This window comes from Eubacteriaceae bacterium ES3 (assembly GCA_030586155.1).
Lineage (GTDB): Bacteria > Bacillota > Clostridia > Eubacteriales > Eubacteriaceae > Acetobacterium.
Genome location: CP130741.1, coordinates 1059363 through 1074477 on the forward strand (window position 1 = coordinate 1059363; position 15115 = coordinate 1074477).

Here is a 15115-nt window from a genome sequence, read left to right on the forward strand (position 1 = left end):
CAATATGAAGGACCACTATGGACGAAGAATAAATTATATGCGTATTTCGGTTACCGATCTGTGTAACCTAAGATGTGTTTACTGTATGCCGGAAGAAGGGGTGGTTAAACATCCTCATCACACTAATATGTCTTTTGAAGATATTCTTTCATTAATCAAAGCCGGGACAAAAATGGGAATCGATAAAATCCGTCTGACAGGTGGGGAACCCTTGGTTAGAAAAGGGATTGTCGAACTGGTTAGGGCCATAGGTGAAATTGAAGGAATCAAAGATTTGACAATGACGACTAACGGGATTTTACTTCCTAAGTACGCGAAGGATCTTAAAAAAGCCGGTTTAAATCGGGTGAATATCAGTCTGGATACATTTGATGAAGAAAAATATCATCAAATTACCCGACGGGGGCAATTAAATGAAGTAATGGCTGGGATTGATGCGGCAATGAAAGCCGGTATGAGTCCAATCAAAATTAATACCGTTCTGATTAAAGGATTTAATGATGATGAAATCAGTAAATTTGTTAACTTCACTATCGATCACCCGGTTGATGTGCGCTTTATTGAATTAATGCCGCTAGGCGATTCCAGTGATTATGCGCAAAATCAGTACCTGTCAAACGTTGAAGTTTTAAAAGAAGTGCCTGAACTGGTCGCGGTTTTGGAGCCGGATAAAACTGGTCCTGCTGAATATTATCAGTTGCCGGGCGCGCAGGGACGGGTAGGCCTGATTAATCCAATCAGCAAACATTTTTGCAGTAATTGCAATCGCATCAGAGTGACCACAGATGGGAAAATTAAACCCTGTCTGCATTCGGATTATGAAATTGATATTTTAAAACTGAAAAAAGAGGGTTTAACCTACTTAGAAATTCTTGAACAGGCGATTGGTGCTAAACCCGAACGTCATTTACTTGAAGATAATGAAAAGCAGATGATTCGAAATATGAATGAAATTGGAGGATAAGATGAGCGAAAAAATACAGGAGTTTACCCATTTTAATGAAGCTGGCAGGGGAAAGATGGTTGATGTTTCTGAAAAAAAAGAAAGTCACCGTGTAGCTACAGCTAGGGGTTCCATTTCAATGAACAAAGAAACCTTTGAAAAAGTTGTTGCCGGAACGATGAAAAAGGGAGATGTTTTAGGCGTCGCTCAAGTGGCAGGGATAATGGCTGTTAAGCGAACGGCTGATCTGATTCCCATGTGTCATAATATCTTTATATCCGGCAGTGATATCAATTTTGAAATGGACGAAAAGAATTCTAAAATTAATATAATAGCGACGGTAAAAAATACCGGTCAGACCGGGGTTGAAATAGAAGCTTTAACGGCTGTTTCGGTAACGGCCTTGACTATTTATGATATGTGCAAGGCGATAGATAAAGAAATGGTCATTGAAGAGATTTATCTGGAAGAGAAAACCGGCGGTAAATCCGGCCGATTTGTCCACGAAAGAAAGCAGGAAAAGAAATGACAGGAAAAGTAATTGCCATTAATATCAGTGAGAAAAAAGGCGAAATGAAAAAGCCCATCGATGAAGGGGTTTTTGTGGTTAATCATGGGATTGAGGGCGATGCCCATGCTGGTGACTGGCATCGACAGGTAAGCCTGTTGGCCCAAGAGAGTATCGATAAAATGATAGCCCTTGGTGCAGACGGTCTGGTTCCGGGAAATTTCGCCGAGAATATTACCACTGAAGGAATTTGTCTGTACGAATTACCAGTTGGCACAAAACTAAAAATTGGTCAGACACTGCAGGAAGTGACTCAGATCGGCAAGAAATGTCATTCAGGTTGTGAAATCTCAAAAAAAGTTGGGGACTGCGTCATGCCCAGAGAGGGGATTTTTACAGTAGTCCTTGAAGGCGGTATTATTAAGCCTGGCGACACGATTGAAATATTGTCATAAAATTTTGCTCCCTTAGAGGAGCTTTTTATTTATCGTTAAAGTTTATCGATAGTGGAAAAAAATAGGAAAAAATTGACTCCTGCGACTTGTATTATTGGAATTTAGTGTTACAATAGTAGATGTTATAGCCGTACAGGTGTCTTTTGTAGGAGGACAGAATGGAACAGTTTTTAAATAACATGGCAGGTGCAGCCTGGACAATTATCCCCATCCTAGGTATATTTTTTCTGATGTCAGGGATAATGTTTGTCTTTTATTTTCGGATGAAAATGGATGAATGGACGCTTTATCTAAAAAGTATTGCTGCATCTCTGGAAAAACTATCAAATCGGCGAAATGACTATTATGATCATAATGGAGGAAGAGATGTATTTTGAAAAATTGAAACAGGAAGATCCTGAAATTTATCAACTAATGGAAAAAGAACTCAAACGGCAACAGGATCACCTGGAGCTAATTGCATCTGAAAATTTCGTTTCGGAAGCGGTGATGTCTACCATGGGGAGTCATCTGACAAACAAATATGCGGAAGGTACGCCTGGACATCGTTTCTATGGTGGTTGCGTCCATGTGGATGAGATCGAAAGAATTGCCATTGACCGGGCCAAGAAGATTTTTGGTGCCGAGCATGCCAATGTTCAGCCGCACTCTGGTGCTCAGGCCAATTCAGCGGTTTATATCGCCATGCTCGAGCCAGGTGATACAGTATTGGGAATGCGTCTTGATCAGGGCGGTCATTTAACCCATGGGAGTCCGGCAAATTTATCCGGTCAATATTATAATTTTATTTCTTACGGTGTTGACCAGGAAACGGAAACTATCGATTATGATGAAATTGAAAACCTGATCAAAACCCATCAGCCTAAACTGGTCGTTGTGGGTGCCAGTGCCTATCCTCGGGCTATTGATTTTGAGCGAATTTCTAAAATGACGAAAGCAGCTGGATGCTACCTGATGGTTGATATGGCTCATATTGCCGGATTGGTGGCAGCCGGGGAGCATCAGAGTCCGGTTCCCTATGCTGAATTTGTAACAACTACTACTCATAAAACCCTGAGAGGTCCTCGAGGCGGGGTCATTCTTTGTAAAAAGGAATTTGCCAAGCAAATCGATAAAGGCGTCTTTCCCGGCACCCAGGGGGGACCGCTGGAACACATTATTGCGGCTAAAGCGGTTGCTTTTAAAGAAGCCATGTCGGATGAATTTAAAGCCTATCAGAAACAAGTTGTCAAAAATGCCAAGGTCCTCAGCCAGGCACTGGAAAAGAGAGGTTTTCGAGTTGTATCAGGGGGAACCGATAACCACCTGATGCTGATCGATGTCAGTCAGGTTGGTCTGACCGGTAAAGAGGCGGACGATACTCTGGGGAAAATTAATATAACAGCTAATAAAAATGCCATTCCTTATGATAAGGAAAGTCCTTTTGTGACCTCCGGTATTCGGATCGGGACTCCCGCTGTCACAAGCAGAGGCCTAAAAGAAGATGATATGGAAATCGTGGCAGATGCCATTGAAGCGGCGCTGATAAAAAAAGACGCTGACCTGGCGCTGGAAAAAGTCAGGTTTTTAACTGAAAAGTATCCGCTGTATCCGGGACTGATGGAAGCGTAAGATTAAGAAAACCTGAAAACAATGGAAATTTAAGCCTGAATTAGGGTATTTATCATACCATTGTTTTCAGGGTTTGTTATTTTTAAATTTGACAGATCTGGAATTGAGGTTTTAATGGATCTGATCAATATTTTGACTATTTATTTTTGTATGGTAAATCTGATAACATTTTTAATGTTTGGCATCGATAAAAGAAAAGCGCAGAAAGACAAGTGGCGAATTTCTGAAAAAGCCCTCCTGCTTTCTTGTCTGGCCGGGGGAAGTCTTGGTGGTACTATCGGAATGCGATATTTCCATCATAAAACCCGTAAAAACATTTTCTGGATTGGCGTACCGCTGATTTTTATTGTCCAGGCAGCTGTAATAATATTTATTAAAATTTATTTTTTTTAATATCAGCCTTGACAACCATGCTTCAACGCTGTATACTATTCAAGTACCTTAATTTTAGCGAGAGTGTTGGAACTGGCAGACAAGCACGTTTCAGAGGCGTGTGCCGAAAGGCGTACGGGTTCGACCCCCGTCTCTCGCACCAATAAGGAATCTTAGAATCGGCATGAGAATGCCGATTTTTTTCGTGAAACAACGAGCCATGCGGCTCGATAAAAAAAGAGAAAAGCTAAAAATCAAGCTCGCTTGGTTTTTAGCTTTTCTCTTTTTTTATCGAAGACAGGAGCCATCTGGCGACTGACGCGACGAGGTGGAGCGTGAGCTACACCGAGTGCCGCATTAATCACATCTCCAAATATAATGCTTCTATCTCTACATAGTGGTCAAATACACTAACATCCAAAATATTCTTAGAAACCTCTTCCAATAATTTTATTTCTGATTTTGATATATATTTAGGGGCTTGTAGTTCTTCTTCAATTTTAAAAGTAACCGCTAAATACTGTCCCCAAAATTGGGCCAACATATACTTTCGCTGATAACCAAGTAACGAAGGTAATTTTTTGCGGTAATCATTTACAATATATTCAAAGCCAGTTAATAAAATTTCTGTCGTAAATGATTCAAGTTCATATAACAATAATGAACTTCTAAAACGTGCTCTGATCTCAGAATAGAATTGAAAAGGAATTGGAGTTTCATTGTTGCTATTTCTCAAATCTTTTATATTATACTTTTCTTTCAATTCGAAGTAATCAATCAGGTGGGTATATTCGTGAAAAAATGTTTTCGAACAAACGTTTTCAAAATGCGCATATTGAGATAAATATGTGCTGGAAAACAGAATATAAAAATTGGGGTCTATGCTATTGGGAAGCACTAATAAGCCGCTGTACTGATTGACTTCATCCTTGGATTCATTGAGACATAAAGCCTGCTCATTTTCATTATATAATTGCCTTATAGATTCATAAAGATCGTCTGAAAGAAAGGCTTCGAAAGGATATGTTTCATTGATTTCATAGGTTTTATTATATAATTTAACGGGATCTTCTAAAGACACTTTATTTCCTAATTCCATAAGAACCTCCTAATTATAATCATGTTCTTAGGCATTTGCGAAATGCCATAACCCGCATAATAGCGGGATATTTTTAACATAAAAAAATATAACTCCTCACCAGATTATGATAAAATTGAGTTACAACCACAACAATCCATCATCCTGAAAGGAGTTATATATGGATATTTTACCACAAAAACAGCTTTCGTTTGCTGAAATTTATGCTGATTGCACTCATTTTTTTGAACAGGACAAACATCACTTTCTTTCACTGCTGGAAGAAAAACTTGACCTTCATGCTCTGGTTCCACATTCTTTTTACAGTCATTACTATGCTTGTAATGGGCGACACCGTGATTTTGAGCTTTGTTCCATTCTTTGGGCATTCATTCTGCAGCGAATTTTTTCCATTCCCACTGACACCCTGCTGATCACTTTTCTCAAGTTTTCCAGCGAATTAAGGGATTTCTGCGGTTTCAGCAGAGTTCCCCACGCATCCCAGCTGACTCGCTTCAAGCAAGATTATCTTCCGGACTTACAATCGTTTTTTCATCAACTTGTTGATGTAACTGAACCAATCTGCCAAAAGATCGATGCTCATAAGGCCATGATGACCATCTTTGATACTTCGGGAATTGAAGCCTATGTTACTGAAAATAATCCCAAATTTGCCAATAAAATCATCAAACAGCTCAAAGCTTTCAAGAAAACCCATCAGCTGAATGATTCCTATGATCCCTACAAGGCCGCCTATGGCGCCATGCCCACCCACGCTAAAGCCAATTCTTCTATTAAACAGCTTTATATCAACGGTCATTTCTGTTATGTCTATAAATTCGGCATGATCACCAACGGCCTTGGCATTGTCCGGGATATCTCTTTTTATGATGCCAACTTTCTGGTTGATCATCCTGATATTGCTGTTGAGAAAAAGTCTGATTCTCCCGACGAGGACAAGTCGCTCCATGATACCAAAGCACTTATTCCTGTTCTTTCCGACTTTTTTAAAAAGCATCCGCTGATTGTTCCCAAACTTTTTATTGGTGATGCCGCTTTTGACAGCTCAGTCATTTATCACTCGCTGCTGACTGATTTAAAGTTTGAAAAAGCCTTCATTCCCCTCAATTCGCGGGGCTCCCTTTCTTATTCCGATTGCCCGGTTAATGAGCATGGTATCCCCTGTTGTCCGGACAACCCTTCACTTCCCATGAAACCGGAAGGTAAAACCAGGCGTAAAAATGGTCTCGTCCGCTTTAAATTTACCTGTCCCAAAACCCGATGGGTCAGGCAGCAATCCGGTAAATCCAAACGTCAGTGTTTCTGCGAAAAACCCTGCACACCTTCTTCCTGTGGCCGGATGTTCTATGTTTACCCTGAAAAAAACCTTAGAGCTTACCCAGGTACGCTTCGGGGTACTGACGAGTGGCAGCAAATCTATAAAATTCGCGGTGTTGTTGAACAGTCACTCAATCATTTCAAAGATTCTTTCTGTGTTGCCGGTCGCAAAACAAGAAATGCTCGGACGCTTCGCGCGGATCTGCTCCTGGCTGGCATTACCCAGCTGATTACTGTCATTCTTGCTGACAACATTCATCAGCTTCAATACATCCGCAGTCTTAAAAAACTGATTGCCTAACTGCTAAAATAAAGTTTTTTTCAGGCTTTTCTCAGGCTTTTATTTTTGCGCCTTTTTTTTGCAACGCTTCCTGCTTTTTTTGTCATACTTTTTTAATCAGCTCTCTTCATGCTCTACTTTCTCATTTTTTTCATTTTTGTTTTCATTTCGCAATTACCTAATAATCATGTTCTTACTAATATCTTACCCATATTTATTAAATATGATCATCATCAGGGCGGTTTTTCAAACTTTATAGCGTCTTACCATTTCAAACCGGTTCAGATGTGAAGAGTACTTCTGGAACTGCTGAAAAATTTGATGCTTTTTCCATAAGCATATAAAACCATAGCTCAGCTCTATACGGTATTGATAACATTCTTTAGAAGCCAGTATAAATAGGTTCACGCTTTTTAAATATCTCCAGTTTCTATCAATGTAGCTATCTATTTTAACCTTCTTTCATTTACAGCAATTTCATTTAAATTATTCAGGTATTTAATAAATCTGCTTAATCAATCCTTAACGGTAAGTCTATTTTATGCCTAAATCTTTTCTAAAGTGTATAATATGCAAACATTACGAAAAAGATCATACATGTTCATTTAAAGCAACTCAATTTTTATTTCGGAAAACCTGCGATAAGCAAGATAAAGATGCAAGCAAAAATCAGCTTAATCATTTCATCCATCAGATGAATAGAAAATAGAAAAAGAAGGGAACGGGTTTAAGATTTGTAGGGTAATTTATGAATTATATTTTGGAAATCAATGCTTTCGAACGATGGATCGAAACAAATCACTTGTCAGCTACATCCCAATTGTTATGGTACAGATTAGTGGCACTTTTCAATCGGTGCGGTTAGGCTGAGTGGGTTACAGTAGATAACTAGCGTCTGATGGCCCTGATCCAATGTAAGTCAGAAAAAACATTTATCTGAGCCAGAGATGATTTGATTAATAATGGTTGGTTTGAATATCAGAGAGGGAAAAAGGGTAGCCCTAACTGGTATAAAATGATCAGTTTTAAAGACCAAAACACTGTAAATAATACAGTGAATTCGATAGTAGATATGACAGTAAATATGGGAGTGTTTACGACAGTGGGAATTCAGGATAAGGTACTCAGGTCTGCACGCTTTGACTTATCAGATGGCAGCAATTTAAAAAATATGGAGATGGCCCAAATCTATGCCGACAAGTTCAGGAAAGAATTTTTTCAGAAGGGAAGTGGCATGATCTTCTGGGGTAATTTCGGCAGGGGCAAAAGTTATACCGCGGCCTGTATTGCCAATGCTCTGATTGACAAAGGGATTCCAGTTCTGATTACAAGCTTCACCAGGCTCAGCCAGCAATTATATTCAGAGCAGGATAAAAACGCCTTTCTTGCAGCCCTGAATCGATACGATCTTTTGAACATTGATGATCTGGGCGTAGAGCGAAAAAGCGACTATATGCTGGAGAATATGTTTAATGTCATAGATGAGCGCTACAAAAGTAATAAACCAATGATTATTACCACTAATCTGACCCTGGAACAACTGGAAAATCCGTCATCGCTGGCACTGAGTCGCCTGTATGAAAGGATTCTGGAAAAGTGTACGCCGCTGGTCTTTGATGGGGAAAATTTGCGGGATGACAAGCGGGTACAAAATTTTGAAGAGGCTAAAAAGGTGTTTAGGGGGAGAGGAATAAATTGATTTACTCGTTTTGACGTATTTTTAAAAGAAATACAAAACAATAAGATAGATAATTGTAAATTTAAAATAGTAATTCAGAAAGTGCGAAATTTGTGATATGCGAAAAGGTAGCATTATGATAGATCAAACTTCGAAATTGACGTATAAACGGGTTAATACTGTCAAAAATTTATAGGGAAGGCGTTGATGAGTGCGTTTGTTTATGATCTTAATTATTTTTGATTATGTAAATTGTAAAAATGATGATAGTTCAATAGTATGGTCCCATTTTTGGTACAATTAAGATGTTATAATAAAGAAAACAATCCATTTTGGTATGATTATCAACTATTTTAATAAAATTATCAAAATATTTACAATCCATTTTGGTAATGATTAGATACAAATTTTATCATAAAATTTGTAAAAAATCAAAATTTTAAAATATAACTTGACAAGTCATATTTTAGGAGTATTATGAAAGTAGAATTTTATAATAAAATTATTAAAATGGGTAGAAAAAATAAAGGAGGTGATTTTATGAGGCTAAAACTTTTATATGAATTCGAACATCCTGAAATCCCAGTTAGTTATCGAAGGGCCATTATGTCATTCATAAAAAAAGCATTATGCGAATATGACCAAAAGCGTTTTGACAATTTATATGACCAATTTGCTTGTAAGCGCAAAAGTTACTCATTTGCGGTTTCGTTGCCACCAGGTTCACGTTTTCTAAAAGATCGGATTCATTTAAATGGTAATAGTGTGACACTCTATCTTTCAACAGCAGATTTTTCAGACCTGATTCTTTTGTACAATGCTTTTATGGAACAAGTCAACAAGCCATTTTTGTTTCCGCTGCAAAACAAATTGACACTAAAAAAAATTGATAATATTAATGTGCAGCCTATATTTGCAGATTCAGTCGATATCAGAATGCTTTCCCCGTTGGTTCTACGAAATCATGATCGGGAAACAAACAAAGATCAGTATGTGATTTTTAGTGATTCAAATTTTAACGAACAATTTAAATCGGTAACGTCGAATATGTTGAAGGACATGCAAATGAATTACGATAGCGAAAGCTTGATGATCGAACCAGTCCAGGCGAAAAAAACAGTAATTTCTGAATTTGATACCTGTTTTGCTGTCAGCATTGGGAATTTCAGGCTTAGCGGAGATCCAAAATTATTGACCTTTTTGCAGTATTCAGGTGCTGGGGTGAGACGTTCTCAAGGCTTTGGATTATTTAAAGTATTATGAAAGGAAGGTTTTAAATGTCAAAAGATTGGACATTATTCAGGACGAATGATTTCATCCAGAATGCCGGAATTGTCGGTTTGATAGGCCTTCTTGAACATCAGGGGGCTGTTGAAGGACAAGATTATTGTATTGATGGATCTATCTTAAATGTTGCGACGGACTATTTGATGTCGTTAGATTTAGCGAAAGCATATATGAATGTATTAATCGACAAGTATTATGATGAAACCCACCATGCGATTGCGCTTAAAAAAATTGGCCAGCTTCGTTATCTGCTAGAAAATCAAGAAGAAAAAGATATTAAAGAAAAGCAGAAAGACATTATTGACTATCTTCATGATAAACTTTCTTCTGCAAGCTATCAGTCGGGTTATGCTATTCTTGAGGGACAAAATATTGAAACGCATATCGTGGCGGTGGTTAAAAAATTAAAAAAAGAAAATGATAATGAGAAAATCCTACAGCTTTTAGATGAGTTAGAAGCAGAACTGAATAAGCCGCTAGTAAAGGACATATTGGCTTTTAAGTCAATTATTTATGCAAGGATTAATATGTTTTGGGAGAATAAAGCTTTTTTACTGCCAGTAAATTCAAAAAAGCAGTTTGAAGAAGTTTTTTCTAAAGATTTTTCTGAACCGTTGAAAACTTATATTCAAAATGACAAAAAGAGAAAAGACCATTGTATTGCATGTGGAAATCCGATCAGCGGGTCAAAAGAAAAAATATCCATTGCCTTTATGAAGGATATGGCCGATGATCTTACTCGAAAAACATCTGCTTTCTGGAATTTTAAGGTTGATGCTTTCATTTGCCCCTGTTGTGCTTTTTTATATGCGCTGGTGCCTCTGGGCTTTGTGGCAATCGGCAATAATATGGTTTTTGTCAATACCAATTCCAATATTGAATTTCTTTTGCAGAGCAATCGAGCGGATAAACTGAAAACGGAGAAAGAAGAGCCCAATAAAAAAATAAGTCTTCTATACAATGTGATTATTGCCAATCTTATTAAAAAGACTAAATTAAAGGCCAGCAATATTCAAGTTATCACACGCAGGAAGTTTGAAGAACGGTATGATTTGAATATTATTGGAAAAGATGTGATTGAGATTTTGTTAAACGCTGGCCAACAAATTGAAAATCTGATGAAGTGGCATGTTAAGGATGGTGATCACTATATTAATGTTTATGAGCAAACGATTGAAAACGTTATCAATCATCAAAACCAATATTTGCTGATCAATCGTTTGTTTCGTTTGAATCTTGATCAGCTAAGCATTGTTTTTGCAATTTACAATGTATTAATGGTTCAGCTTTACCAATGTAATTATAGAAAAAGAGAAGGAGGGAAGGAAATGAATAAAGCCAGATTGAGTTTTGCTAGTAAAGGTGGAAATGATTTACGCCGGACAATTCTTAACTACAGCGGTACAGGTAGTGAGAATCAGGATGAATCCGATAATAAATTAAGAGGAACGGTCTATCAGCTATTAAATGCATTGCAGGTAGGTGATCAGTTTGCTTTCATGAATATGCTTCTAAGGCTAAGTACCTCATATAATATGAAATTGCCATCTGTTTTTATGGATGCATTTCTATCCGAAGAGGATTTCCTTAATATTGCCTATGCTTTTTTAGTCGGTCTGAAAGGCGGCTATTATGAAAAAGGCAAAAATGAAACAATGGATGAACAGAATCAAGAAATGAAAGGATAATAATTATGGAAAAAAAAGGCTTAACACTGACATTTATAATGATGGCTGAGAGTGCCAACTATAGTGATGGTTTAAATAATATTTCAGTTCTTAAAAAAATGAATCGAGGTGATTCAAATCAGTACAGTTATATTTCCAGACAGGCGCTCAGATATAATATGATCCAACAGCTCGGTTGGGATACGACACCTGTTGAACGACAGAAGAAAGTGGTTCAGTTCCATCCGGATGCTACCATTAAAGACTATCCTGAAATTGATCTATTCGGCTATATGAAAACAAGCTCCAAAACGGACAAAGATAAAGGCGGGGCTATGACCCGAAGCGCAGTTGTCCGGTTAAGTAACGCAGTATCTTTAGAACCCTATAAAGGGGATATGGATTTTCTAACCAATATGGGATTGGCATCCAGAGGAAATGAACCTAATACCATTGCTCAAAGTGAAATACACGCTTCCTATTATTCGTATTCGATTGCGATTGATCTTGATCTGGTTGGAATCGATGGTGAAATTGAAATCACGAGTGCTGAGAAAGCAGATCGAATTAAGAAGTTGCTTGAAACGATTCTTTATCTGTATCGGGATATTAAAGGACGACGGGAAAATTTGACACCGATCTTTGCGATTGGGGGAATCTACAGTCGCAAAAATCCATTTTTCGAAAATCGGATCAGGGTGAGAAATAATCAGCTTGTGCTGGAGCCTGTTGAAGAAATAATTGCCGGAAGTGATGAATTAGAAGCAAATACCCATGTTGGTTTTACGGGGGGGTTGTTTAATAACAGTGATGATATTAAAAAATTGCAAAATGCAACAGCGGTTGCGGATTTATTTAAAACAATTGAGAAAGAAGTTGACCAATACTATGGATAAAGTGATCCGACTCAAATGCAGACAGGCGATGGTAAATTATCGGAAACCAACCAGTTTTATTATTAAAGAAACCTATCCGCTACCCCCTTATTCCACGATTATCGGGATGGTTCACAATGCCTGTGGATTTACAAGTTATCATCCGATGAAGGTCAGTGTTCAGGGACGATCCAGTAGTAATCTTTCGGATCTCTACACCCGTTATAGTTTCGGAAATGCAAAATATGAAAAAGCCAGACATCAAATGTCTGTTCCGACTAAATCGGGGGAGTATGGTATTTTTAAGGGTATTGGCAATACAGAGTTGATTGGTGAGATTGAACTGCTTATCCATATCCAGCCAGAGGATGAAAATGATTTGATAATCATTAAAGAAGGGCTTATAAACCCCGAAAAATATTTGTCGCTTGGTCGATATGAAGATTTATTAAATATCGATGAAGTTGAAATTCAAACGCTTAAACAGGTTGATGAAGCGGAAAACCGTTTTGATTGCTATATTCCGGTTCAAAATCCGCTGTGTGAAGAATTTGAATCAAAGGGGACAACTCAGTATAAAATCAACAAGCGGTTTGAAATTGATAAAAAGTCGGGGATGCGACGATGGAAAGAAGTTATTTGGGTAAATCATTTCTGTGCTCATGATACTTTTGAAGAAGCTTTCGTAGATGAAAAAAATGATATTGTTTTTCTAGTATAATACAGTAGCGTTAAGAGGGGTCTCTTAACGCTGTTTAAACAGTTGAAATTACCAGAAAGGATTGCAAATGGAATATCTGGCTAAATCAAAACCACAGGAAACATTAGCGGAACATACCCAAAATGTGTTAAATCAGTATGATTTGCTGATGTCACTTTATGGGGAGTTGTTTACGAAGACAGAGAAAGAATTAATTCGAACGGCCTGTGAAATTCATGATTACGGAAAAATCAACCTTGCTTTCCAAAGTAAAATAAAAGGAGACAAAAAATATTCGGATGAAATCCCTCATGGCTTTTTAAGTGTACTTTTTCTCAATAGAAAAGAGATCGAGAATAGCTATGGGAAAGATTATCTTTTTGCTTTAATCACAGCGGTCTATTATCATCATGTTCGCTCTGAAAAAATAACTGACAACCACCAGTTTAAAGAAACAGCCAACAAATTTTTGACGGATGAAACCATTCTTGATTATTTTGGAAAAGAAATGAATTTGTCTTTTATAAATCGTAAAAAGCGGATTTTTGATCTGGATGAAGGCAGTGTTCATCAATTTGATGAAAAGAATTATCAGCGCTGGATCTACTACCTGGTGATCAAAGGGATTCTTAATAAACTGGATTATGCAGCCAGTGGTTACTATCGGAGTGAACAAAGGCTGGATCAGGCAGAAAAAGCGGTTACGACTTGCGTGCAGGATTTTTTTAATGAGAATCCGGATATAAAAGGTCTTTTGCCGGCACAAGCTTTTATGGCCGAGAATTGTGACCAGAATTTAATTGTGATTGCCCCAACCGGGTCTGGAAAAACGGAAGGGGCTCTGTTTTGGCTGAATAATGCGAAAGGATTTTATACGCTACCGATGAAAGTGTCGGCCAATGCTATTTATGAAAGAATTAAAGATACGTATGATTTTAAAAAAGTATCACTACTGCATTCAGACGGTTTGGCTTTTTTTCTAAAAAACAGAGAAAGTGCGGATGAAGATCTGTTTATCCGCTATACAGAAGTGAAGCGTCTGTCTTCACTACTAACAGTGTGTACTATCGATCAATTGTTTAAGTTTGTTTTCAAAAGTCCAGGGACAGAAATTTTTCCGGCAACGCTTCGTTATTCGAAACTGATCATCGACGAATTACAGATGTATTCGCCGGAAATTATCGCCTTTATTCTGTATGGTTTGAAAATTATTAACGATTTGGGTGGAAAATTCCTGATTATGACAGCCACCTTACCTCCTTTTATAATCCAGTTGATGAGAGAACAATCCATCCAATTTAAATTTGAGACTTTTGCACAGGGTCGTTTTTCATATCGACATCGAATTTCATTACGTGAAGGTGAGTTTGATACGCAAATGATTCTAAAAGCTGGCGTAAGCAAAAAAGTTCTGGTGCTGTGTAATACCATTAAAAGTGCTCAAAAACTCTATCAGGAGATCAAAGAAAAGGCATCTGTGCCGGTAAAGTTACTGCATTCCGGTTTTATCAAAAAACATCGAAGTACATTGGAAGCGGAAATTATCGGTTTTACAGAGAAGTCTCAAGAAAACCAGGAGCCGGGAATCTGGATCAGCAGCCAAATAGTGGAGGCGAGTCTGGATATTGATTTTGACATGCTGTTTACAGAGCTTTCTCCAATTGACAGTTTGTTTCAACGTTTCGGACGCTGTTATCGAAGTCGTAATTATGACGGGAAAAAGCCAAATATCATTATTTTTAAAAATGATAATGGAAGAAAGATTATTTATGATGAAGAAATATATGATCGGACTTATGAAGAATTAAAAAAATGGGAAAACTGTCTGATAAATGAGGAAGATAAACAAAAAATGATTGAAGCTGTATATGATGAAAAGAAAATTATGGAAACAAACTATTATCAGACCATCAAAAAGACTTTTAAGATTGTCAAACAGATCATTCCTAATGAGGTGAAATCGGAAAAAGTAAATTATCTCTTTCGGAAGATCAATAGTGTCTCGGTCATTCCCGATTCTGTTTACAGGGCCAATCAGGATGAAATAGAAACTTTAAAAGAAATTATCTGTTCACCCGGAGGCAAGGACGGTTATTCAGCAGAAGAAATGATCAAAAAAAGTAGGGCACAGGATGATTTGAATCAGTTTACGGTCAACATTAATCTCTATCATAAATGGCCGAAATCTATAGATAAAGCTCCAATAAGTCCGCTAATTGATATTTACAGAAGTGCTAGCCCGTATGATTTTGATGAAAAAAAGATGACCGGCGGGGGTATTTTCATAAATGAACAGGATGTAAATGAACAGTGTTTGTGAGGT

At 37.6% G+C, this 15115-nt stretch carries 14 protein-coding genes and 1 tRNA gene; 14 read left to right on the top strand and 1 reads right to left on the bottom strand.

The features are described 5' to 3' along the window. The first annotated feature begins 4 nt into the window (after positions 1 to 4). The 7 genes from moaA (at position 5) to Q5O24_04860 (ending at position 4052) form a co-directional block, all read left to right on the top strand. Entirely contained in the window at positions 5 to 964 is a 960-nt protein-coding gene (gene moaA / locus Q5O24_04830) for a GTP 3',8-cyclase MoaA (protein ID WKY48645.1), read from the top strand. Between the two features lies 1 nt (position 965). Beyond that, positions 966 to 1472, top strand: coding sequence for a cyclic pyranopterin monophosphate synthase MoaC (gene moaC / locus Q5O24_04835; GenBank protein WKY48646.1), 507 nt, complete (start codon positions 966 to 968; stop codon positions 1470 to 1472). Next, entirely contained in the window at positions 1469 to 1906 is a 438-nt protein-coding gene (locus tag Q5O24_04840; protein ID WKY48647.1) for an MOSC domain-containing protein, read from the top strand. Before moaC ends, Q5O24_04840 begins: the two co-directional genes overlap by 4 nt. A 158-nt stretch (positions 1907 to 2064) precedes the next feature. After that, positions 2065 to 2283, top strand: a complete 219-nt coding sequence (locus tag Q5O24_04845; GenBank protein WKY48648.1) for a hypothetical protein — start codon at positions 2065 to 2067, stop codon at positions 2281 to 2283. Beyond that, a complete protein-coding gene (glyA, locus tag Q5O24_04850; protein ID WKY48649.1) occupies positions 2273 to 3517 on the top strand; it encodes a serine hydroxymethyltransferase in 1245 nt (414 codons plus the stop codon). Before Q5O24_04845 ends, glyA begins: the two co-directional genes overlap by 11 nt. Before the next feature lie 114 nt (positions 3518 to 3631). Next, a complete protein-coding gene (locus tag Q5O24_04855; GenBank protein ID WKY48650.1) occupies positions 3632 to 3910 on the top strand; it encodes a DUF1294 domain-containing protein in 279 nt (92 codons plus the stop codon). Positions 3911 to 3967: 57 nt separating this feature from the next. Beyond that, positions 3968 to 4052: transfer RNA gene (locus Q5O24_04860), tRNA-Leu, on the top strand. Positions 4053 to 4250: 198 nt separating this feature from the next. Here the strand turns inward: Q5O24_04860 and Q5O24_04865 are convergent. Next, entirely contained in the window at positions 4251 to 4988 is a 738-nt protein-coding gene (locus Q5O24_04865) for a hypothetical protein (GenBank protein WKY48651.1), read from the bottom strand. A gap of 166 nt (positions 4989 to 5154) precedes the next feature. Here Q5O24_04865 and Q5O24_04870 point away from each other — a divergent pair, with 166 nt between their 5' ends. The 7 genes from Q5O24_04870 (at position 5155) to cas3 (ending at position 15112) form a co-directional block, all read left to right on the top strand. Next, the gene (locus Q5O24_04870) at positions 5155 to 6606 is read left to right on the top strand and encodes a transposase (protein ID WKY49211.1); all 1452 of its coding nucleotides are present in this window, start codon (positions 5155 to 5157) and stop codon (positions 6604 to 6606) included. Between the two features lie 994 nt (positions 6607 to 7600). Further along, positions 7601 to 8284 carry an ATP-binding protein gene (locus tag Q5O24_04875; protein ID WKY48652.1) on the top strand — a complete coding sequence of 228 codons (684 nt, stop codon included), beginning with the start codon at positions 7601 to 7603 and terminating at the stop codon, positions 8282 to 8284. 519 nt (positions 8285 to 8803) lie between these two features. Next, positions 8804 to 9526, top strand: coding sequence for a CRISPR-associated endoribonuclease Cas6 (gene cas6 / locus Q5O24_04880; protein WKY48653.1), 723 nt, complete (start codon positions 8804 to 8806; stop codon positions 9524 to 9526). 14 nt (positions 9527 to 9540) lie between these two features. Beyond that, positions 9541 to 11238, top strand: a complete 1698-nt coding sequence (gene cas8a1 / locus Q5O24_04885) for a type I-B CRISPR-associated protein Cas8b1/Cst1 (GenBank protein WKY48654.1) — start codon at positions 9541 to 9543, stop codon at positions 11236 to 11238. Positions 11239 to 11243: 5 nt separating this feature from the next. After that, positions 11244 to 12113 (top strand): type I-B CRISPR-associated protein Cas7/Cst2/DevR, encoded by an 870-nt coding sequence (gene cas7i / locus Q5O24_04890; protein WKY48655.1) that lies wholly within the window; start codon positions 11244 to 11246, stop codon positions 12111 to 12113. Further along, positions 12082 to 12813, top strand: a complete 732-nt coding sequence (gene cas5, locus Q5O24_04895) for a CRISPR-associated protein Cas5 (protein ID WKY48656.1) — start codon at positions 12082 to 12084, stop codon at positions 12811 to 12813. The genes cas7i and cas5 overlap by 32 nt, the downstream gene beginning before the upstream one ends. Before the next feature lie 67 nt (positions 12814 to 12880). After that, positions 12881 to 15112, top strand: a complete 2232-nt coding sequence (gene cas3 / locus Q5O24_04900) for a CRISPR-associated helicase Cas3' (GenBank protein WKY48657.1) — start codon at positions 12881 to 12883, stop codon at positions 15110 to 15112. Positions 15113 to 15115 lie beyond the last annotated feature (3 nt).